Genomic DNA, 19381 nt, shown 5'->3' on the forward strand with positions numbered 1-19381 from the left:
GGAGTCCGCCACCATGACCCCGGTTCTGCTGTATCTGCACGGTTTCAACTCATCGCCCGGCTCGGCCAAGGCGCAGCAGATGGCTGCCTGGGTGGCCGAGCACAGGCCCGACATCGAAGTGCTTATCCCGGCCCAGCCCAATACCCCGGGGGCGGCCTGGGCCGCCATAGCGCAGGCTATCGAAGCGGCCATTGCCCGTCATGGTAACGGGCTGCGACTCGGCGCCGTGGGCAGTTCCCTCGGTGGTTTTATGGCGACGAGGGTCAGCGAGTTGTACGGCTGCCGCGCGGCCCTGATCAACCCGGCGGTGCGCCCTCACGAGCTGTTGCGTGATTACCTCGGTCCCCAGTGCAATCCCTATACCGACGAGCGCTACGAGCTGCTGCCAGCGCACATGGACGAGCTGAAGGCGCTGGCGGTGCCGGTGACGGCGCCGGAGCGGCTCTGGATCTTGCAACAGCAGGAGGACGAGGTGCTGGATTATCGCAAGGCGCTGGACGAATACCATTTCGCCCGCCTGTCCCTGGAGTGCGGTGGCAACCACGCCTTCGAGGGCTTCGAGCGCTATCCCGCCCAGATAGTTCGCTTCCTCGGGATCTAGCCATGCAACCGCCGTTGGCTGCCTTTCTGGAACAGGTGCTGGCCACGGCCCAGGCCGGGCTCACCTATTCCAAAGACCCCTTCGATATCGGCCGCTTTCAAGCCCTGCGGGAGGCGACGGTGACCCTCATCGCCAGCCAGAGCGAGCTGGATCCCAAGGCCATCGCCGACTGGATAGCGCTCGATAGCGGTTACCCCACCCCCAAGCTGGATGTGCGGGCGCTGATCCTCAATGACGCGGGTCAGCTGCTGTTGGTGCAGGAGTGCAGCGACGGCTGCTGGACCCTGCCGGGAGGCTGGTGCGACATCGGCGATTCGCCGGCCGCTGCCGCGGTGCGCGAAGTGGTCGAGGAGACCGGCCTCGAGTGCCGCGCCGTCCGGCTGCTGGCCCTGTTCGACAAGCACAAGCATCCCCATCCGCCCCAGCTGCCCCACGCCCACAAGGCGTTCTTCCTGTGCGAGGTGACGGGGGGCCAACTGCTCGGCGAGACCAACGAGACCCAGGGCGCCGGCTACTTCTCCCTCGATGCGCTGCCCGCGCTCTCCCTGCACAGAGTGGTGGATTCCCAGCTGCGCACCCTGCATGCCCATGTGCAGCAGGGGCGGCGCGAGACCCTGTTCGACTGATCCGGGAGTCCATCCCGTGGCAAGGAGGCCATATGATCAAGCGCATCGGCAACACCCTCATCCAGCAGCAACACAGGGCCAGCTGTCATTGTGGCGCTGTGGTGCTGGAGCTCAGCCTGCCGGACGGGGTGGTGGATCCCCGTCGCTGCGACTGCTCCCTGTGCCGGCGCCGTGGCGCCATCGTCGCCTCGGTGCCGCTCGCGGGCATCCGCATCCTGCAGGGAGAGGAAGTGCTGCGCTGCTACCAGTTCAACACCCGTACCGCCAAGCATTACTTCTGCGGTGTCTGCGGCATCTACACCCATCACCAACGCCGCTCCAACCCGGCCGAGTATGGCTACAACATGGCCTGCCTCGAGGGGGTCAACCCGTTCGAACTCGGCGAGGTGCCGCTGCGGGACGGGATAAACCACCCGGCGGACCGGTCGTCCTGAGCGAACGGGTGCCATCTGCTTCTGTGGCACGCCCAATGGCTGTGTTAATCTTGGCAGGCCTGCTCCCTGGCAGGTTATCGCCGATCCTTTGTCTTCCTCTACCATAGGGAGCACGCCATTGCCGACCCCCTCAGTGCTGCCCGATCTGATCCTGGGCGCCTCGCTCTACTTCCCGCCGCTGTTCAAGGCCGTGCTGCTCGGTCTGCTGGGCTGGCTGCCGGTGCACCATTTGCTGCGTGACTGGCTCTACGGCGGGGAGGTGTGGCACCCCCTGTTGATGGATCTCTCCCTGTTCGTCCTCGCCGTCAGTGGCGCCTTATGGATATTGCTACATGGCTAAATCACCCCTCGCGACCCTCAAATACTTCTCCACCCTGCTGGTGTGTGCCCTGGCGCTGGCGGCGGCCTGGTGGCTGTGGAACTACTACATGCAGGGGCCCTGGACCCGGGATGGCAAGGTGCGGGCCGAGTTGATCAGCATCACCCCCGAGGTCTCGGGCAAGATAGTGGCCATTCCGGTGCGGGACAACCAGCTGGTGAAGACGGGGGAGGTGTTGTTCAACCTGGATCCCGAGCCCTACCGGATCGCCCTGGACAACGCCACCGCCACTTTGGCCAAGGCCAGGTCGGATCTGGACAAGGCCGAGCACGAGGCGAACCGGCGTCAGAGTCTCTCCCGCACCGTCATCTCCGCCGAGGCCGTCGACGAGGCGCGCCTCAACGCCCAGGCCATGAAGGCGGCCTATCAGGTGGCCGAGGCCAACCTGGAGCAGGCCAAGTGGTCGCTCACCAAGACGACGATCAAGGCGGCAGGCGATGGCTACATCACCAACCTGCAGGCCAGGGTCGGCAACTATGCCAGCGCCGGGGTGCCGCTGGTGGCCCTGGTGGATATCCACTCCTTCTATGTGCAGGGTTATTTCGAGGAGACCAAGCTCAGGCATATCCAGGTGGGGAGACCGGCTGAGGTGATGCTCTACAGCACGGATCAGGTGCTCAAGGGGGAGGTGGAGAGCCTGGGGCGCGCCATTCACGATCAGAGCCTGGAGGGTAGCGACAGCCTGTTGCTGGACGTCAAACCGAACGTGCCCTGGGTGCGGCTGGCCCAGCGCGTGCCGGTGCGGATCCGCCTGTTGGAGGTGCCGCCCGAGCTCGCCCTGATCGCGGGCACGACTTGCACCATCACTCTGGGGGAGTGAGATGAGGGTGTCGCTCTGGCGCCGCACCCCCTGGGGGCAGGCCAGCACAGGCCAGTGGCGCTACGCCTTGCGCAACGCGCTGGCCATGTGCCTGTCCCTCTGGCTGGCCTTCGTGCTACAACTGGACTCCCCCTATTGGGCCATGACCTCCGCCGCCGTGGTGAGCTTTCCCACCGTTGGCGGCGTCATCAGCAAGAGCCTGGGGCGGGTGCTGGGCAGCCTCACCGGCGCCCTGGCTGCGGTGGTGATAGCGGGGCTGGGGCTCAGCGATCCCTGGCTGTTCAGCGTCCTCATCGCGCTCTGGCTCGGGTTTTGTACCTACGCCTCCAACCACTACCAGAACAACGTCTCCTACGCCTTCGCCCTGGCGGGCTACACGGCGGCCATCATCGCCTTCGGCTGCGTCAACGTGGACGATCCCCAGCACATCTTCGACATCGCCCAGGCCCGGGTCAGCGAGGTGATCACCGGCATTCTCTGCGGCGCCTTCATGATGATGCTGCTGCCGAGCGCGGGGGACGGGGAGACCCTGCTCGGCTCGTTGCGCACGACCCAGAGCCGCCTGCTGGAGCACGCCCAGCTGCTCTGGCAGCAGCAGGCCGGCGTCGAGGTCCGCCACGCCCACCAGGGTCTCATCAGCCAGATCCTCACCATGAACGTGTTGCGCATCCAGGCGATGTGGAGCCACCACAGGTTCAGGCGCCACAACCGGCTGTTCAACTACCTGCTCCATCGCCAGCTGCGCATGATCGGTCTCATCTCCGGGGTACGCCGCCTGCTGCACAACTGGGAGTCTCCCCCGCCGGAACTGGACGAGCTGCTCGCGGCGCTGCCCAAGGCCCTCGCCGACCCCGGCTGCGACAAGCTGCGCATCGCCCGCCTGCTGGCACCGCTGGCCCGCTCGGGGGATTACCGCGCCCGCACCTTCTGGCAGCGGCTGCGCCAGTTCTGCTGGTGCTATCTGGAGGCCCAGCGCTGGCTGGATCGGTTGGCGGGGGCGCAACAGGAGGGTCTCCCGATGCGCTGGCCGGCCCCCCCCAGGCTGAGATCGCTCGCCATGCACACCGACAGCTATGAGGCGGCCTACAATGGCGGGCGCACCGCGCTGTGCGTGCTGCTTGGCTGCATCTTCTGGTTCCAGACCCAGTGGGGCTCGGGCAGCTCGGCGCTGACTCTGCTCTCCATCAGCTGCGTGCTCTACTCGGCGGTGCCGGCGCCGCTCAAGAGCGTGACCACCATGTTGCAGGCCATAGTGTTGCTCAGCCTCGGCTGCTTCCTGGTCAAGTTCGGCCTGATGATCCGCCTGGAGGCGCTCTGGCCTTTTCTCATCCTGCTGTTGCCGACCCTGCTGACCATGCAGTTGCTCAAGCAGCAGCGACCGGCATCGGCGGCCCTGTGGGGGCAGCTCATCGTGCTGCTCGGCTCCTTCCTCGCCATCACCAACCCGCCGAGCTACGACTACCAGGACTACATCAACGGCAGCCTCGGCCAGATGCTGGGGGTGATGGTGGCCGGGCTGGGATTCCAGATCCTCAGGCCCAGCTCGGACAGGCGCAAGAGCCGCCGCCTGATCCGCCGCCTGCGGCGGGACTTCATGGATCAGCTGATGCCCTCCCCACGCCAGAGCGAGCACGAATTCGAGTCCAGGGTCTACCACGCGGTCAGCCAGCTCAGTCAGGGCAAGGATCAGCTGGCCCGGCTCTGGGTGTTGCGCTGGGGCGTGGTGCTGCTCAACTGCAGCCACATCGCCTGGCAGCTGCGCCAGTGGCGAGGCAAGGATCCGGCGCTCTATCTGGTGCGGGACGGCTGTCTCCGCTGCCTGAAGGGGATCCTCACCGAGGGGGGCGTGCAACACGACTCCCTCGGCCTCACCCTGGCCGAACTCAGGCGCATCGAGCAGGGGCTGGCCCTGCACCGGGAGCCGGCCGCGCGGGAGCTGGCGGGCCAGGTATGGCGACTCGAAAGCGCCCTCTCCCAGCTGTTGCAGGCCCTGCCGGAGACATCCGACGCCCCCTGAACCCGGAGCGCGCCCTGCCATCCCCTCTGGATCACCCTTTGTGGCCGCCGTATTTGTCGCAATCCCTCCCAAGGGTTAAGATTCCCCCCAAACGTCAATTCGCAAGGCCCTCCATGTCCACTCAATACAATGCGGATGCCATTGAGGTCCTCAATGGCCTCGAACCGGTGCGTCGCCGCCCCGGCATGTACACAGACACCACCAGGCCCAATCACCTCGGCCAGGAGGTCATCGACAACAGCGTCGACGAGGCGCTGGCGGGCCATGCCCGCACCCTGGAGGTGACGCTGTATGAAGACCAGTCCCTCGAGGTTGTCGATGACGGCCGTGGCATGCCGGTCGACATTCACCCGGAGGAGGGGGTCTCGGGGGTCGAACTGATCCTCTGCAAGCTGCACGCGGGTGGCAAGTTCTCCAACAAGAACTACCAGTTCTCCGGCGGTCTGCACGGGGTGGGCATCTCTGTGGTGAACGCCCTTTCCGACCGGGTCGAGGTGACGGTGCGCCGGGACGGTCAGGTCTATGACATCGCCTTCGAACGCGGCGACAAGGTGCAGGAGCTGACCATCACCGGCACCTGCGGCCGTCGCAACACCGGCACCCGGGTGCGCTTCTGGCCAGAGGCGCGCTACTTCGATTCGCCCCGCTTCTCGGTCAGCAAGCTGGAGCACCTGCTCAAGGCCAAGGCCGTGCTCTGTCCCGGCCTCACCATCAAGTTCCTCGACAAGAACACCGGCATCAAGCTGGAGTGGTGCTACGAGGATGGCCTCAAGGATTACCTGATCGATGCGGTCAAGCAGTTCACCTGCCTGCCGGAGCAGCCCTTCATCGGCGCCTTCAGCACCGAGCAGTCCGCGGTGGACTGGGCGCTGTGCTGGCTGCCGGAGGGGGGCGAGTGCCTGGCCGAATCCTATGTGAACCTGATCCCCACTGCGCTCGGTGGCACCCACGTCAATGGCCTGCGCCAGGGCTTACTCGACGCCATGCGCGAGTTCTGCGAGTTCCGCAACTTGCTGCCGCGCGGGGTCAAGCTGACCCCGGAAGACATCTGGGATCGCTGCGCCTACATCCTCTCGGTCAAGATGCAGGATCCCCAGTTCGCCGGTCAGACCAAGGAGCGGCTGTCGTCCCGCCAGAGCTCGGCCTTCGTGTCCGGGGTGGTGAAGGATGCCTTCAGCCTGTTCCTCAACAGCAACACCGAGCTGGCGGAGCAGATCGCCGAGATCTGCATCAGCAGCGCCCAGCGCCGGCTGCGCGCCGCCAAGACTGTGGTGCGCAAGAAGATAACGCAAGGCCCGGCCCTGCCCGGCAAGCTCACCGACTGCAACTGCGCTGACCCCATGCAGGGGGAGCTGTTCCTGGTGGAGGGTGACTCCGCGGGCGGCAGCGCCAAGCAGGCGCGGGATCGCGAGTTCCAGGCCATCATGCCCCTTCGCGGCAAGATCCTGAACACCTGGGAGGTGGAGGCCGGCCAGGTACTCGCCTCCCAGGAAGTGCACGACATCTCTGTGGCCATAGGCCTGGATCCGGACTCCGAGGATCTCTCCGGCCTGCGCTACGGCAAGGTGTGCATACTGGCGGATGCGGACTCGGACGGTCTGCACATCGCCACCCTGCTGTGCGCTCTCTTTGTTAAGCATTTCAGAACCCTGGTCAACAAGGGCCACGTCTATGTGGCCATGCCGCCGCTCTACCGGATCGACATCGGCAAGGAGGTGTTCTATGCCCTCGACGAGGACGAGAAGAACGGCGTGCTGCAGCGGGTCGAGGCCGAGAAGAAGAAGGGCAAGGTGATGGTGACCCGATTCAAGGGTCTGGGCGAGATGAACCCGAAACAGCTGCGGGAAACCACCATGGATCCCAACACCCGCCGCCTGGTGCAGCTCACCATGGGCGAGCTGGAGGAGGGGGACGAGACCCTGCAACTGATGGACATGCTGCTGGCCAAGAAGCGCGCCCCGGATCGCCGGGAGTGGTTAGAGGAGAAGGGGAACCTTGCCATCATCTAAGCCGTCGGCTGGTCCTGTACGGGCCAGCAAGCATTTAGCCGGAGTCGCCCTGTGGCGGCTCCCGAACCGAAAGAGAAAATCACATGAGTGATGCTATCGAGCTCAGTCTGGATGGGGTAGAGCGCCAGCCTATGCGCGCCTTCACCGAACAGGCTTACTTGAACTACTCCATGTACGTCATCATGGACCGGGCCCTGCCCCATATAGGCGATGGCCTCAAGCCCGTGCAGCGGCGCATCATCTACGCCATGAGCGAGCTGGGGCTCTCCGCGCTCTCCAAGCACAAGAAGTCCGCCCGTACCGTGGGTGACGTGCTGGGTAAGTACCACCCCCACGGCGACAGCGCCTGTTATGAAGCCATGGTGCTGATGGCCCAGCCCTTCTCCTACCGCTACCCGCTGGTGGACGGTCAGGGCAACTGGGGTGCGCCGGACGATCCCAAATCCTTCGCCGCCATGCGTTACACCGAGGCGCGGCTGTCGCGCTTCTCCGAGCTGCTGCTCTCCGAGCTCGGCCAGGGCACTGTGGAGTGGACGCCGAACTTCGACGGCACCATGAAAGAGCCGGTGGTGCTGCCGGCTCGCCTGCCCCACATACTGCTCAACGGCATCACCGGCATCGCCGTGGGCATGGCGACGGATATCCCGCCCCACAACGCGCGGGAAGTGGCTTATGCTTGCGCCGAGCTGCTGGACAATCCAAACGCCGGTCTGGATGCGTTGATGCAGCATATTCAAGGGCCGGACTACCCGACCAGCGCCGAGATCATCACCCCCCGGGACGACATCCGCAAAATCTACGAGACCGGCAAGGGCTCCATCAAGCAGCGGGCGGTGTGGAGCGAGGAGGATGGCGACATCGTCATCACGGCGCTGCCCCATCAGGCCTCGGGCGCCAAGATCATGGAGCAGATCGCCGCCCAGATGGTGGCGAAGAAATTGCCCATGGTCACCGACCTGCGGGATGAATCGGACCACGAGAACCCGACCCGTCTGGTGATCATCCCCCGCTCCAACCGGGTGGATGTGGAGGGGCTGATGGCCCACCTGTTCGCCACCACTGACTTGGAGAAGAACTACAGGGTCAACCTCAACATACTGGGGTTGGACAACCGACCCCAGGTGAAGACCCTCAAGATGATCCTCGCCGAGTGGATCATTTTCCGCCGCGAGACGGTGCGTCGCCGTCTGCAATATCGTCTCGACAAGGTGCTGGCTCGCCTGCACATCCTCGAAGGCTTGCTGGTCGCCTACCTCAACATCGACGAGGTGATCGAGATCATCCGCACCGAGGATGAGCCGGGCAAGGTGATGGTGGAGCGTTTCAACATCAGCGAGACCCAGGCCGAGGCGATCCTCGAGCTCAAACTGCGCCATCTGGCCAAGCTGGAAGAGTTCAAGCTGCGCGCCGAGCAAGAAGAGCTGGCCGAGGAGCGCGACAAACTCGAACTCATTCTGGGTTCGGAGCGTCGCCTCAACACTCTGCTCAAGAAAGAGCTGCTGGCGGATGCCGAGAAGTACGGCGACGATCGCCGCACCCCGCTGGTGGAGCGTGCCACCGCAGTGGCGCTGACCGAGAAAGAGCTGACCCCGAGCGAGCCGGTGACCGTCATCCTGTCCGACAAGGGCTGGGTGCGGGCCGCCAAGGGCCATGACGTGGACGTGGAAGGCCTCTCCTACAAGGCGGGGGATGGCTATCTGGCCCACGCCTGCGGCCGCAGCAACCAGCAGGCGGTCTTCCTCTCCAGCCTGGGGCGCACCTATTCCCTGGAGGCGCACACCCTGCCTTCCGCTCGCAGTCAGGGGGAGCCGCTCACCGGTCGCTTCGCCCTGGGGGCGGGGGAAGAGGTGCGCCATCTGGTGATGGGAAATGAGGGCGAGCCTTACCTCATCGCCAGTGACGCCGGTTACGGCTTCGTCTGCAAATATGACGACCTGATTGGCAAGAACAAGAACGGCAAGGCGCTGCTGACGGTGCCGGAAGGGGGCCTGGTGATGGCACCCCAGAAGATTGGTTCGCCAGAGACCGATCTCTGCATGGCCATCTCCAACGAGGGGCGCATGTTGCTGTTCCCGCTCAGCACACTGCCGGTGCTCGGCAAGGGCAAGGGCAACAAGCTCATCAGCATTCCGTCGGCGCGGGTCAAGGCGCGGGAAGAGTTTATGGTGATGGCCGCCATTATCCCGCAGGGGCAATATGTCACCCTGTTTGCCGGCAAGCGAAAGCTGACCCTCAAGCCCTCGGATCTCGACTACTACCGTGGCGAGCGCGGCCGCCGCGGCGCCAAGCTGCCAAGAGGCTTGCAGCGGGTCGATCGTATCGAGATTGAACCCGCCGCCGGTGCCGAGCCAGCAGCGGGGGAAAATCTGGAAGGGTAATAAATATAAGGGAGCGAATTATTCGCTCCCTTATATTTTAATTGATGAGATTTTTTTTAAATTATTTCAATTTTCTCTCATGTGTTTTTCTAGTTCAGAAAAATACATTCTTCTAGACTCCATATGTCTTTTAAATTGAGTTGCTTTATCATCGGAGCTGTTAGTGTCGAGAGTGAACCACAAAGATGGCTCAGGATGGATTGACATGTACTGCTCAATTTTGACTTCAACCTCATGCAATATCTTATCAATGGACGATGTGATTTTTCTGTAGTCTCGTTCCAATGGGATAATCACTTTAAATAAAGCAATATAGAAAGGGATTAACAAAGCGAGCACTATTGCGATAAAACAATTCAGGCTAAGCATCCAGCCTGTGTTCATGGATGACAATATTAGCCCAACAAAGCATACCGTAGAAAAAAGCAAGCAAACCTTTCTAAGAAAATTAACCTTTCCCATTGGATGAGAAATTGAAAAAGGATACCAAGCATCTTCCTCATAACCAGAGAATAGGTCACTCAAATCTTTAGAATATCCCTTTTTAACTTTAAGTCGATATCTGAATTTGTTGGAGTGCCTTCTCCTATAGTATTCTATAATTCTTTCTACGCTAACCCATTCTGCAATGAAGTAAATTGCCGTGAATAATTGAAACAAGCTTTGCAAATTGTTTATCAGTATATCATTCTGCATGAGGCTTCCTAGTTGGCTCTTGGGATTGAATTAGCGAGTGGAGACAGTTTAAATGAGCTTACGCATTTATAAAGGTGATTTCTAAAAAATGTAGGGCCGTTGATTTGATTAGCGAAACGTAATCCGTTATTCGTGAGTACCTGTTATCACCAGCCCCACTGGCAGCCCTTTCTCTCCCTTTTTACCTTTCGCCACAGTGCCAACGGCGCTGACATTCAGGCCCCGCCAGTCACCCCCACTCGCTAAGCTTAAAGGAAGCAGCACAGTGCCAGGAGGTCAAATATGGAAACGGAGAAAGCCATAGGGCTTATCGAGGCTCACGGGGCCTTTCACGGGGATCACTACAGCTTCAACAGCGACGAGTTCGTGCAGTGGTGTCGGGAGGATGCCCACCAGACCCTCAGCCTGGAGCAGGCCAATCATGAACTTGCCCCTTTCTGCATCCGGGTCGGCTATGCAGAGCCGAGCAGGTCGTGGCGTTACTATCTCACCTGATCCCCATCTGACGCAGGCAAAGGCGAGGCAAGGGTCTCGCCTTTTCTGTGGACGGGGTAATGGAAAAAGGAGCCGTCAGGGCTCCTTTCTTGTGATCATGCCCCGCTGCTCTTATATGCCAGCCTGGCCACCATGCAGCAGCACCATGATGGTAAACAGCAGCCAGTCATTGATGATGTGCGCGCCGGTCGATACCCAGATATTTTTGGTGATGATGTAGCCACTGAGCAGCACTATGCGGGCCGTGCCGATCACCAGAAAACATTGCAGAAAATTCCAGTCATAAGTGGGCAGGTGCATGGCCCCGAAGATAAGGGCGGTGCAGAGCCAGGCGGTGATGATGGCGGACTTGCGGCTCAGGCTGAGCTTGGTGTGACAAAACCAGAGGATGGCCAGAAAAGGCAGTATGGAGACCACCTCCTCGCCGAAGAGCTGGGGCGCCGTTTTTACATAAAAGAGGATGCGCGCCGTATTGGAGGCTTCTGCCAGCATGGCGTTGACCGGGTTTTCACTCATCTTGAACAGGTGCTGCAGTACCAAGGCAACGGCGACCGAGACCAGGATGTTGACGCCGGAAATCGCCAGCATCAAGAGGACATCCCGCCCCGTCGGCGTTCGAAACAGCGATCGCCATGCCTTCCCCGCCACCATGGCGAGCACGGCCAGGGGGATGAGAGGAAACAGGATGGCGGGGACAAAGCCGCCCGCCGTGGTTTTATAAAACCCTATGTGCGCCGTCAGCACGGCAAAACCCAGCACCACCCCCAGCAGGATCAGCACCCAGCTGCGGCCAGACAAGGCATTTGGGGATTGGCGATAAAAGGGGAAGTCTCCGGCACTTCTACGCTCGACGCCATAGTAATCACCGTCGTTCAATTCCGGCATTGCTGCTGATTGCTGCTCACCCATGCTGACCCCCGATAGTTCATTCAGTTGGCATGGAGACAACCCTACACCAAGTGGGGCACCTGAGTGGCCACGTCGGCCTCTTTATTTAACGGCCAATCATCAAGCTGTTATTGCGGAGCACCTGCCTTCCAGGCCGTCATTTCATTCGGCCGCTGCACCATGACTGGCGCCCCATCGATTTCACCTATGTTGCCGGTGCAATACGCTGCGCTTATTGCACCGCCGAAGCCTTAATTATTGAAATTCCACTTGATGGGCAGCTCGATATCGAAAATCAGCTGATCCCCTTCCAGGCTAAAGGGCAGGCTGGTCTGGTGCTGCTCATATTCGTTGACGATCAGGCAGCACTCGAAGAAGTTGGATTCGTAGCTGAGGTGGGCCAGGCCCTGGGTGCCGTCTTGAGCGAGTTCGATGCGCAGCACCTGCGGCGGGTGCTCCTGACTGAGGTTGACCGCGGGATTGCCCTCATCCACCAGCCGCTCCAGCAGGGGGAAGAAGTCTTGTTTGTGGGCCGCGATGGCCTGAGCGATCGCCTGTTCCAGCTCGGCCTGGGTGGCAAAGGGGCCGGCGAGCCGATACTGGGTCTGGATCCTTTCCTGAGTCATGACGTTTCCTCCTGAACTGAGATGTGGGAATGGCCTGATCCGTTTGAGGGGCCCTTAATCCTGGACCGGAGACCCGTCTATTTTATTGCAAATTATCGGCTCTGCCTTACCCAATCCGGGTATTCCTCGCCCTGGTAGATGAAACGATCTGTGAAATCACAACAGGGCAGATGTTTATAAAATTTCAGGCGGGGATCCGGCCATTCTTCACCAGCGCCCGGCGGATGTTCTTGCACATCTTGCCGAAACGATAGAGCTCGTCGAAGCTGGGCGGGATGCCGCGATTGATCTGATATTGCCAGTAGCAGAGATCCGTATCCACCAGCTCCATCAGCTTCTTGGGGCAGCCGATGCAGGTGTTGTTCGGCCCGCATTTGAAGGTATCCGGTTGATAGAGCGGGAATTCTTGCTTCACGGCATCGATGATCTGCTGCATCGCGGTGATACGGTCGGGTTTTCTGCTCACGCCTGGCCCCTGCTGCCTGTAGGAAGAATTCATTATATTCCTGACAGTCTGTAGGCCAATTATACCAAGGGGTTAGCTCATTGTGGGTGGATCTGCCGGCAGGGGTCCTGGCGGGGCGGATGCCGCACGAGGGAGGCGGCGCTCAGTCCTCTATGGGCGAAGAGGGCAATGAAACAGGAGGATGCAGTCTGTGGCTCCTCTATATGGGCTTGCCGGAGGCATGGCTGGAGAAGATGGTGATGAGCCGGCCGGCGGGCTCGCGCAGGGTGAAGAGCTCGTGCGCGATGGCGGGGCGTGCCTCTATGGGGGAGGGCGCCAGCCCCAGGGCGCTCAGGCGCCGGTGGCTGTCGTGCAGATCGTCGACCATCAGATCGAAGGGGGCCTCTCCCGCAACGACCTTATCGCTGTGCATCAGTAGCAGGTGGGTGCCGCCGCGCATCTCCAGAACGGAGATCTCGGGCCCGTCGAAGAGGAGCCTCATGCCGAGGGCCCGCATAAAGTGGACCGACTCCGCCATGCGATCCGTCTGCAGCACCACGTGAGCCACGCCCACCAGGGGTTTCTTGTCGTCCAGCTCCATCTATGCGCCTCCCGAAAAACTGTGTCGCCGTCCAAGCCCGCCTTTTCCCATGCCAGGCGATATGGCGGGATAGCAATACGCCCGGTCAGACCGGGCGTTATAAGGATGGATGGGATGGGCCGCGCTTGCAGTGACAGCTTCTGCCGGGGCACATTTGCTACCCGCCATGGGGGCAAGCCACTCCTGTACTGTCATCAAGCATGGGCGCATTGCCCTCTGCGTGATTGGCTGCAATGACCGAGCCAAAGTGCGATCAGGCGGTGACGGGCGTCGCCGACGGGGTAAATCTGGCGGCGATCAGCTGGCGCAGACGGGGCACCAGCAGCAACAGGATCAGGCCACCTGCGAGGGAACCCCAGCCCAGCATATTGAACACCGAGCCGTAGCCCGGATTGGTGGCGATCGGGGTGCTGCCACTGTTTTGCGGCATGGCGGCGGAGACATAGCCCGCCAGCACAGAGGCGACGCCGGTCACCATCATCCAGCAGCCCATCATCAGCCCCTGCAATCTGGCGGGGGCCAATTTGCCGATCATGGCGTAGCCGATGGGGGAGATGAGCAGCTCCCCCAGGCTCTGCAGCACATAGCTGATGGCGATCCACTTGAAGGCGACCAGGCCGTCCGCCCCCGCCAGATGGATGCCCACCGGCAGCACCAGCATCCCCAGCCCCATGCAGAACAGGGAGGCGGCAAACTGGGAGGGGATGTCGATGCGCCAGCCCTGCTCGCGCAGGCGCTTGAACAGCAGGGCCATCAGGGGGCCGCCGATGACGATGACCAGGGTGTTGATGTTCTGGATCCACTGGGGGGCGACTTGCCAGCCGAACACATTGAGGTTGATGTTGTGCTCGGAGAACAGCATCAGCCCCATGGGCGCCAGCTGGTAGAGGGACCAGAAGATGAGGGAGCCGAGGGCCAGAATGAGGTAGGCCACCATGCGGCTGCGCTCGGCCGGATCCCGATGGCGCGCCGTTATCACGCAGAGCAGCACCAGTACCATGGCCCCCAGCAGCAGCACGAAGCTGCCGCTGAAGCTGGCGTGGGTCAGCAGCAGGCGCAGGGCCGGCACCAGCAGGGCCAGGATGGCGAGGCCGCCGAGCATGCGCAGGTAGAAGCCGCGTCCCTTGATGTGGCGCAGCGGGGTGTTGATATCCGCCAGAATGGGCCAGAAGCAGAGGGTGGCGATGATGGCCAGCACGTTGCCCAGGGTGGCGAACAGGAACAGGGTGCGGTAATCCTCGGTCAGCTGGAAGTAGCCCGCCACCGAGAAGCCGATGAAGAAGCCCAGGTTCATGCCGGCGTAGTTCCACAGGAAGGCGCTCTCGCGGCGGTGATCGTCGGGGGCGAAGCGCTGGGTCAGCATCATGTTGAGGCAGGTGACGTTGAGGCCGCTGCCGGTGAGGAACATGGCGAGCCCCCAATAGAGGCCGCTGATCCCCCTCTCGGCGATCAGGTAACAGCCGATCACCTGCAACACCATGCCCATGACGAACAGGTTGCGGTTGCTGAGGTAGCGCCCGCCGAGGTAGCCGCCAAACAGGTGCAGGCCGTAGTTGAAAGCGCCGAAGATCCCCATCATGGCGTTGGCCTGGGATTCGCTGAAGCCGAGGCGCTTGGTGGCGTAGAGCACCAGGGTGGAGTAGAGCACGGCAAAACCCAGGGTGGCGAAGGTCTGGATGAAGAACAGGGCACCCGAGCCCGGGGGGACGCTGGCGTGATGAGAAGCTGGGGTCGAAGCGCTCACGGTTTGTCTCCTGTGAGAGGGAAAATCACAACTCATCCTGAGAGCGTACCGGTCTGCTGCCGGTTAGCCTGTCGTGCGTCCTGCGGGTTTCAAGGCTGGATCGACATTTAGCGACCAGCCTAGGCAAATTGCCAGACCTTAAATTTAATCCCGAACGATTAATTGTTGTTTATCAATTTATTCTGACTTTTTATTCTTTTGCTGTGGCGGCTTGGTCACGCCTTGGTTGGCGAGAACGGCGCCATCCTCGGCATCTTGATGGCTTTTTGGCACCAAGTTGGTCAGGGTAGCGAGATCCCTGTCACTTTTGTGACGTCATTCCCGCCATGGCCGAGGTGCAAAAGGGAGGGGGCCATCCATGCAACCACGCTCTGGAAATGCATAAATATCTGCATAATGGGGCAGTTGCCGCCATGGCCGGCTTGCTGCGTATAGCACAACGCCCGGCGAACCGGGCGTTGGATTATGACGGAGAGGGGGAGGCCTATTTCTTGATTTCATGGCCAATTACGCCACCGACGACGGCCCCACCCACGGTACCAACCGCACTGCCTCCGGTCAGAACCGAGCCACCGACGGCGCCGATACCGGCTCCGATGGCGGTACTCTTGTCTTGTTGCGACATGCCGGAGCAAGCTGCCAAGCCAAACAGCATGACCATTGCGACGGCGCCTCGTGCTAAACCATGGATCTTCTTCATGGGGTTACCTCTTGATACTGATCAATACGTCAGGGTGTATTCAGCCATCAACCATGAGGCTGTGACTGATCCCGACCCGGTCCCCAACGCGTAAGCCCGGATAGTGGTTGCTCGGCGGCAGAGCTGGCGGCATATCGAACGGCTGCTCCACATACCAGACGGGCGGTTTGCTAGCCGCTTGTCTGTGATGGCGACCATCTTCCCCCGGCTCCGCGCGCCTGTCTGTACGCTAACGCTTATAGGGGGGCCTTTCTGATACCACTGCCGTTGCTCCTCGCCTCGCGGCCGGGTGCCGCAGTCATGGGCAGCGCTTGTTACCCCCTGCGGTCATTCCCGGCCCCTTATGTGTGCCAGATGGCGGGGGAGGCGGTGCTGTGCGGGTGTGTTCTCTTTTCCTCCGGGAGGGGGATATGACAACGCCCGGCGAACCGGGCGTTGAATAACGACGGATTGGGCGGCTAAAGCGCGCCTCAGAAGTCGTGGTAGAGCGGCCAGCCTAGCAGGGGGTGCCTGAGGCCGGCGCGCATCTCCATGTTGTCGAGCTTCTCCGGCGAGGCGTTCTCCCGCTGCAACTGTTGGTACTGGCGGACGAAGCTCAAGCTGTGCAGCAGGTTGGGCACGAAGCCGGGGCTCAGCTCCTGACGCAGGGCGGCGGCCATGTCGAGGGGCAGCTCGGCGAGCAGGCGTTCGAGTTGAGCGGCGATATAATCTTTGCCATACCACTCATCTTTTAGCGCGATATCCCGTGAAAGCCGGCGTTTGAGATCCTGTTTCACCTTTATCTTCGCCGCCCCGTCACCTTCACCGCAGAGCAGGCGATAGAGCAGGGCCTCCGCCAGCTTGTCCTCCATGGTGGGGTGGTCATTGTCATAGGCGAAGAAGTGGCTGTCCAGCAGCCCCATCAGCCGGGTCTTGTTGTGCTCGGCCAGCGCTTTTTCATACTCCTGCCAGCCTTGCCACTCCTCCACGTCCGGTGGGCTCGAGATCTTGTCCAGGAGCCGTGCATCCACGTCCCCATAGAGGCTGTTGCCGGTCTGCTTGGGGCTGACGGAGATGAGCATGGACCAGCCCTTCTGGAACGGCTTGATGGGGCCTTCCGGCGCCTGCAACAGCGCCAGCGCCTTGGCGGTATCCCGCTGGGAGAGCTCCTGCAGCCCCAGGCTCACCACCCCGATCACGTCGTGGGCGGCCTGTTCCAGCAGGTGCATCTTGTACTTGTTGTAGTACTTGTCGGCAAACTTCAGGCTCATCAGCACCGCCTTGCCCTTGATGGCGGCAAGTTGCTGGGGGCTCAGGCGCTCGTTGTCACGACCGAAGCGCAGCACCTGGCTGAGGAAGGGACCCTCGTTGGCCTCGCGGATGACTAGTTGCATGGTTATCTACCTCAATCCAGGAAGCTGAACATGTCGTCGACGTCGCCGTACTCGTCTTCCTCGACCTTGTTCTTCTCCTTGGCCTGCATCACCAGTTCGGCGGCGAACTTGTTGATGATGCCATCCCAGGAGGAGGTTTCGCTCCGCAACAGGGACTTGATGGCTTTCTCCACCTCGGGGGCCTGCTCGCGGATCAGCATCAGCAGGCTTCTGGGGTCATCCAGGGAGTAGTCGTGGGTGCCCTCGGCCTGCTGGCGCTCGCTGTAGCGCAGGGACTCCTCGAGATCTTCCTCCTCGGCGTGCAGCACGTCGCCATAGCCTTCGTCGTCCTCGTAGCGATCGCCGCGATAGAACTCGATAAAGGGGATGGCGAGGTAGAAGAGGCCGGCCGGATCTTCGGCGATGCATTCCAGGATCTCGCGCTGCTTGGCTTCGTTGTCCTGGGTGCGGATCAGGTAGTTGAGGAAGTCGAAGGTGTGCTGCTGCAACTCATCGGCGTTGTTCTTGATGGCCTCTTCCCAGTAGAGGGGCTGCTGGCAGACGATGTCGCGGATCCGTTCCGGGGTCATCAGCTCGGAGATGATGGACGGGAAGGAGATGTCGTGCTGGCCATTGATCTGGGTCAGGGTGACGATATCAATGTTTTCAATGACTTCGGCCAACTGCTCGTCGGACATGGTCTTGGCGATCAGTTCGAACTTCTCGCTCGCCTGCTTCGGCTCGATCACGGCCAGCTCTTTGATCTCGATGGCGGTAATTTCTATCAGACTGTTGTTCATGCATTGCCCCAATTAGAAACGTACTTCGTCGTACATGTCCTGATCGTCTTCCTCACCGTCTCCACCGTGATAGTCGGCGTCGGCATCTTCCCCGTCTTCGTCATCCTCGTCGCGCAGTTCGTAGTCGTCATCGGCGTGACGGCCGCCGCGGGGCAGGGGGTTGTCCAGCAGATAGACCACGGCGCAGGCTTCGATGAGCTGCTCCTCGCTCTGGGCCCGCACCGCCTTGACCAGGGGCAGGTCTGCGTTGTTGAACGCCACCGACACCTTGAACTCGTCCCAGTCGGGCTGCACGTTGCTGCCGAGCCACTTGGCCCAGGCCAGCTTGGCCTTGGGGGGGAATTGCACCCGGCCATAGAGCGCCAGCGGCAGGTATTCGGGCATGAATTCCAGCATGCTGATATCCGCCAGCAGCAGGGCCTTCATCTTGCCGGTGAACTGCTCCAGCGCCTTGGGCTGGTCCTGATCCCGGTAGGATTCGATGTTCTCGCCAGCATCACTCTGTAGCGCCTTGAGCCGCGCCTGATCCCATTTTTTTTGCATAGCACCCTCAGGGGTAGAATTGGTCCCACATCTCCTGCATGGCAGCAGCGGGATCGGTCACGATGACATTGTTGAAATCTTTGATAAAAGCGGCGCGTGCCTTGGGATCGGAGAGGACCTCGTAGGCCTTCTTCACCTGATGCAGCAAGGCAGCGGCCTGCTCTTTCTCTTCTTCGCTCGCCCCGTGCAGCTTGTCGGGGTGGTACTGGTTCGAGAGCCGTCGATAGGCTTTCTTGATGTCGTTTTCGCTGGCGTTGGACTTGACGCCCAGCACCCGAAAGTAGTTGTTCATGACAGATCCTGCATCATCAGAGTCACAATGCTGGCGCCTGATGGGGCTTGGGGAACCAGGCACGGTAAAAACCCGTCATTTTAACGGAAACAAGGCGCCACCGCCATGAATAGGAAGCGATATGGCCAGGATCGGGGTGGGGTTGGCTCCCGGCCGGGGGGCTACAATGGCAGTAGGGGCGAGGTGGCGGCCTGTTCTCCACCCACTCCCCGGCGGCAGGGGCGGGTGCTGGCTCAGGTACCAGGCTCACGCCAGATCACCAGGGCCGGCAAGGCCGGGTCAGCATAAGGAATCATCGCCATGTTCAAACCTTGTCTTCTCTCCCTCGCGCTCTTCAGCGGTTTCACCTTCGCGGTCGATTCGTTGCCCGCCACGCCCATGATGGGGGACATCACCAAGACGCAGTTCATGACGCGCGCCGAGCAGCGCTTCGCCCTGCAGGATCACAATGGGGACGGCGTGCTCTCGGTTGCCGAGAAAGAGGCCGCCCTGACCAAGATGGAAGCCTTGATGAAGCAGGCGGGCAAGCCCGTGCCGGAGCGGATGAAGGGCCTGAAGCCGAAAGGTAACACCACCAAGGCGCAGTTCATGGAGCGCCAGGAGATCATCTTCTCTCGCCTGGACAAGAACGGGGACGGGGTGATCGGCGAGACGGAGCGGGCCGACATCAAAGCCCATCTCGACAAGCGGGTGATGGAATCGACTCAATAGGTTGCGCCTGAGCTGTGCGTGCCATGCCATAAAAAAGGCTCTGTCCCAATTACGTGTTGAAAGGCTAACCTTGAAATAGGTCATCACCCTGAGGGCCACCATCATGGATACCCAAGCCTTTCAACACCTGCTGTCTCTCTTCCCACTGCTCACCTTGCGCCAGCGTCGTCTCGCACAACATGAACTCACAACTCCCCATCCCATCACCTCGCTGGTCACCCAGT

21 protein-coding genes and 1 pseudogene are annotated in these 19381 nt (G+C 61.3%); 11 read left to right on the forward strand and 11 right to left on the reverse strand.

The window, feature by feature from the left end:
- The first annotated feature begins 13 nt into the window (after positions 1-13).
- From LG30_RS0116425 to parC, 8 genes are all read left to right on the forward strand, one after another.
- Positions 14-601 carry a YqiA/YcfP family alpha/beta fold hydrolase gene (locus LG30_RS0116425; protein ID WP_033131779.1) on the forward strand — a complete coding sequence of 196 codons (588 nt, stop codon included), beginning with the start codon at positions 14-16 and terminating at the stop codon, positions 599-601.
- Positions 602-603: 2 nt separating this feature from the next.
- On the forward strand, positions 604-1227 hold the full coding sequence (locus LG30_RS0116430; RefSeq protein ID WP_033131780.1) for an NUDIX hydrolase: 624 nt from the start codon (positions 604-606) through the stop codon (positions 1225-1227).
- A 32-nt stretch (positions 1228-1259) separates the two neighbouring features.
- On the forward strand, positions 1260-1661 hold the full coding sequence (locus LG30_RS0116435; RefSeq protein WP_033131781.1) for a GFA family protein: 402 nt from the start codon (positions 1260-1262) through the stop codon (positions 1659-1661).
- Between the two features lie 118 nt (positions 1662-1779).
- Positions 1780-2001, forward strand: coding sequence for a DUF1656 domain-containing protein (locus tag LG30_RS0116440; RefSeq protein ID WP_081966224.1), 222 nt, complete (start codon positions 1780-1782; stop codon positions 1999-2001).
- Positions 1994-2860 (forward strand): efflux RND transporter periplasmic adaptor subunit, encoded by an 867-nt coding sequence (locus LG30_RS0116445; protein ID WP_033131782.1) that lies wholly within the window; start codon positions 1994-1996, stop codon positions 2858-2860. Before LG30_RS0116440 ends, LG30_RS0116445 begins: the two co-directional genes overlap by 8 nt.
- A 1-nt stretch (position 2861) precedes the next feature.
- Positions 2862-4877: an FUSC family protein gene (locus LG30_RS0116450; RefSeq protein WP_033131783.1), complete on the forward strand. Its 2016-nt coding sequence runs from the start codon at positions 2862-2864 to the stop codon at positions 4875-4877.
- Positions 4878-4990: 113 nt separating this feature from the next.
- Positions 4991-6886, forward strand: coding sequence for a DNA topoisomerase IV subunit B (gene parE, locus LG30_RS0116455; protein WP_033131784.1), 1896 nt, complete (start codon positions 4991-4993; stop codon positions 6884-6886).
- A gap of 83 nt (positions 6887-6969) precedes the next feature.
- Positions 6970-9264 carry a DNA topoisomerase IV subunit A gene (gene parC / locus LG30_RS0116460; protein ID WP_033131785.1) on the forward strand — a complete coding sequence of 765 codons (2295 nt, stop codon included), beginning with the start codon at positions 6970-6972 and terminating at the stop codon, positions 9262-9264.
- Positions 9265-9330: 66 nt separating this feature from the next.
- Here the strand turns inward: parC and LG30_RS22190 are convergent, their stop codons facing one another.
- Entirely contained in the window at positions 9331-9960 is a 630-nt protein-coding gene (locus LG30_RS22190) for a hypothetical protein (RefSeq protein ID WP_152599348.1), read from the reverse strand.
- Between the two features lie 282 nt (positions 9961-10242).
- Here LG30_RS22190 and LG30_RS0116470 point away from each other — a divergent pair, with 282 nt between their 5' ends.
- The gene (locus LG30_RS0116470) at positions 10243-10455 is read left to right on the forward strand and encodes a hypothetical protein (RefSeq protein WP_033131787.1); all 213 of its coding nucleotides are present in this window, start codon (positions 10243-10245) and stop codon (positions 10453-10455) included.
- Between the two features lie 111 nt (positions 10456-10566).
- Here the strand turns inward: LG30_RS0116470 and LG30_RS0116475 are convergent, their stop codons facing one another.
- The 10 genes from LG30_RS0116475 to atcJ all read right to left on the reverse strand — a co-directional run bounded on the left by LG30_RS0116475 (position 10567) and on the right by atcJ (position 18446).
- The gene (locus LG30_RS0116475; RefSeq protein WP_081966225.1) at positions 10567-11364 is read right to left on the reverse strand and encodes a CPBP family intramembrane glutamic endopeptidase; all 798 of its coding nucleotides are present in this window, start codon (positions 11362-11364) and stop codon (positions 10567-10569) included.
- A 230-nt stretch (positions 11365-11594) separates the two neighbouring features.
- A complete protein-coding gene (locus LG30_RS0116480) occupies positions 11595-11969 on the reverse strand; it encodes a hypothetical protein (protein ID WP_033131789.1) in 375 nt (124 codons plus the stop codon).
- Positions 11970-12153: 184 nt separating this feature from the next.
- On the reverse strand, positions 12154-12405 hold the full coding sequence (locus tag LG30_RS0116485) for a hypothetical protein (protein ID WP_033131790.1): 252 nt from the start codon (positions 12403-12405) through the stop codon (positions 12154-12156).
- A gap of 229 nt (positions 12406-12634) precedes the next feature.
- Positions 12635-13015, reverse strand: a complete 381-nt coding sequence (locus tag LG30_RS0116490) for a VOC family protein (protein ID WP_033131791.1) — start codon at positions 13013-13015, stop codon at positions 12635-12637.
- Positions 13016-13268: 253 nt separating this feature from the next.
- Entirely contained in the window at positions 13269-14759 is a 1491-nt protein-coding gene (locus tag LG30_RS0116495; RefSeq protein WP_033131792.1) for a peptide MFS transporter, read from the reverse strand.
- 484 nt (positions 14760-15243) lie between these two features.
- Entirely contained in the window at positions 15244-15459 is a 216-nt protein-coding gene (locus tag LG30_RS0116500) for a glycine zipper 2TM domain-containing protein (protein WP_033131793.1), read from the reverse strand.
- Between the two features lie 470 nt (positions 15460-15929).
- Positions 15930-16832, reverse strand: coding sequence for a cold adaptation protein AtcC (atcC, locus tag LG30_RS0116505; protein ID WP_033131794.1), 903 nt, complete (start codon positions 16830-16832; stop codon positions 15930-15932).
- Between the two features lie 11 nt (positions 16833-16843).
- Positions 16844-17611 (reverse strand): cold adaptation protein AtcB, encoded by a 768-nt coding sequence (gene atcB, locus LG30_RS0116510; protein WP_033131795.1) that lies wholly within the window; start codon positions 17609-17611, stop codon positions 16844-16846.
- Positions 17612-17623: 12 nt separating this feature from the next.
- Positions 17624-18154 carry a cold adaptation protein AtcA gene (gene atcA, locus LG30_RS0116515; RefSeq protein WP_033131796.1) on the reverse strand — a complete coding sequence of 177 codons (531 nt, stop codon included), beginning with the start codon at positions 18152-18154 and terminating at the stop codon, positions 17624-17626.
- A 7-nt stretch (positions 18155-18161) separates the two neighbouring features.
- Positions 18162-18446, reverse strand: a complete 285-nt coding sequence (gene atcJ / locus LG30_RS0116520; RefSeq protein WP_033131797.1) for a cold adaptation protein ActJcold adaptation protein ActJ — start codon at positions 18444-18446, stop codon at positions 18162-18164.
- A gap of 300 nt (positions 18447-18746) precedes the next feature.
- Between atcJ and LG30_RS0116525 the strand changes: the two genes are divergently transcribed.
- Both LG30_RS0116525 and LG30_RS22195 read left to right on the forward strand, forming a co-directional pair.
- Positions 18747-19157, forward strand: a complete 411-nt coding sequence (locus LG30_RS0116525; protein WP_033131798.1) for an EF-hand domain-containing protein — start codon at positions 18747-18749, stop codon at positions 19155-19157.
- Positions 19158-19260: 103 nt separating this feature from the next.
- A pseudogene (locus LG30_RS22195) lies at positions 19261-19381 on the forward strand (IS1595 family transposase); the annotation flags it as partial.

The sequence above is a fragment of the Aeromonas aquatica genome, from assembly GCF_000764655.1.
GTDB lineage: Bacteria > Pseudomonadota > Gammaproteobacteria > Enterobacterales > Aeromonadaceae > Aeromonas > Aeromonas aquatica.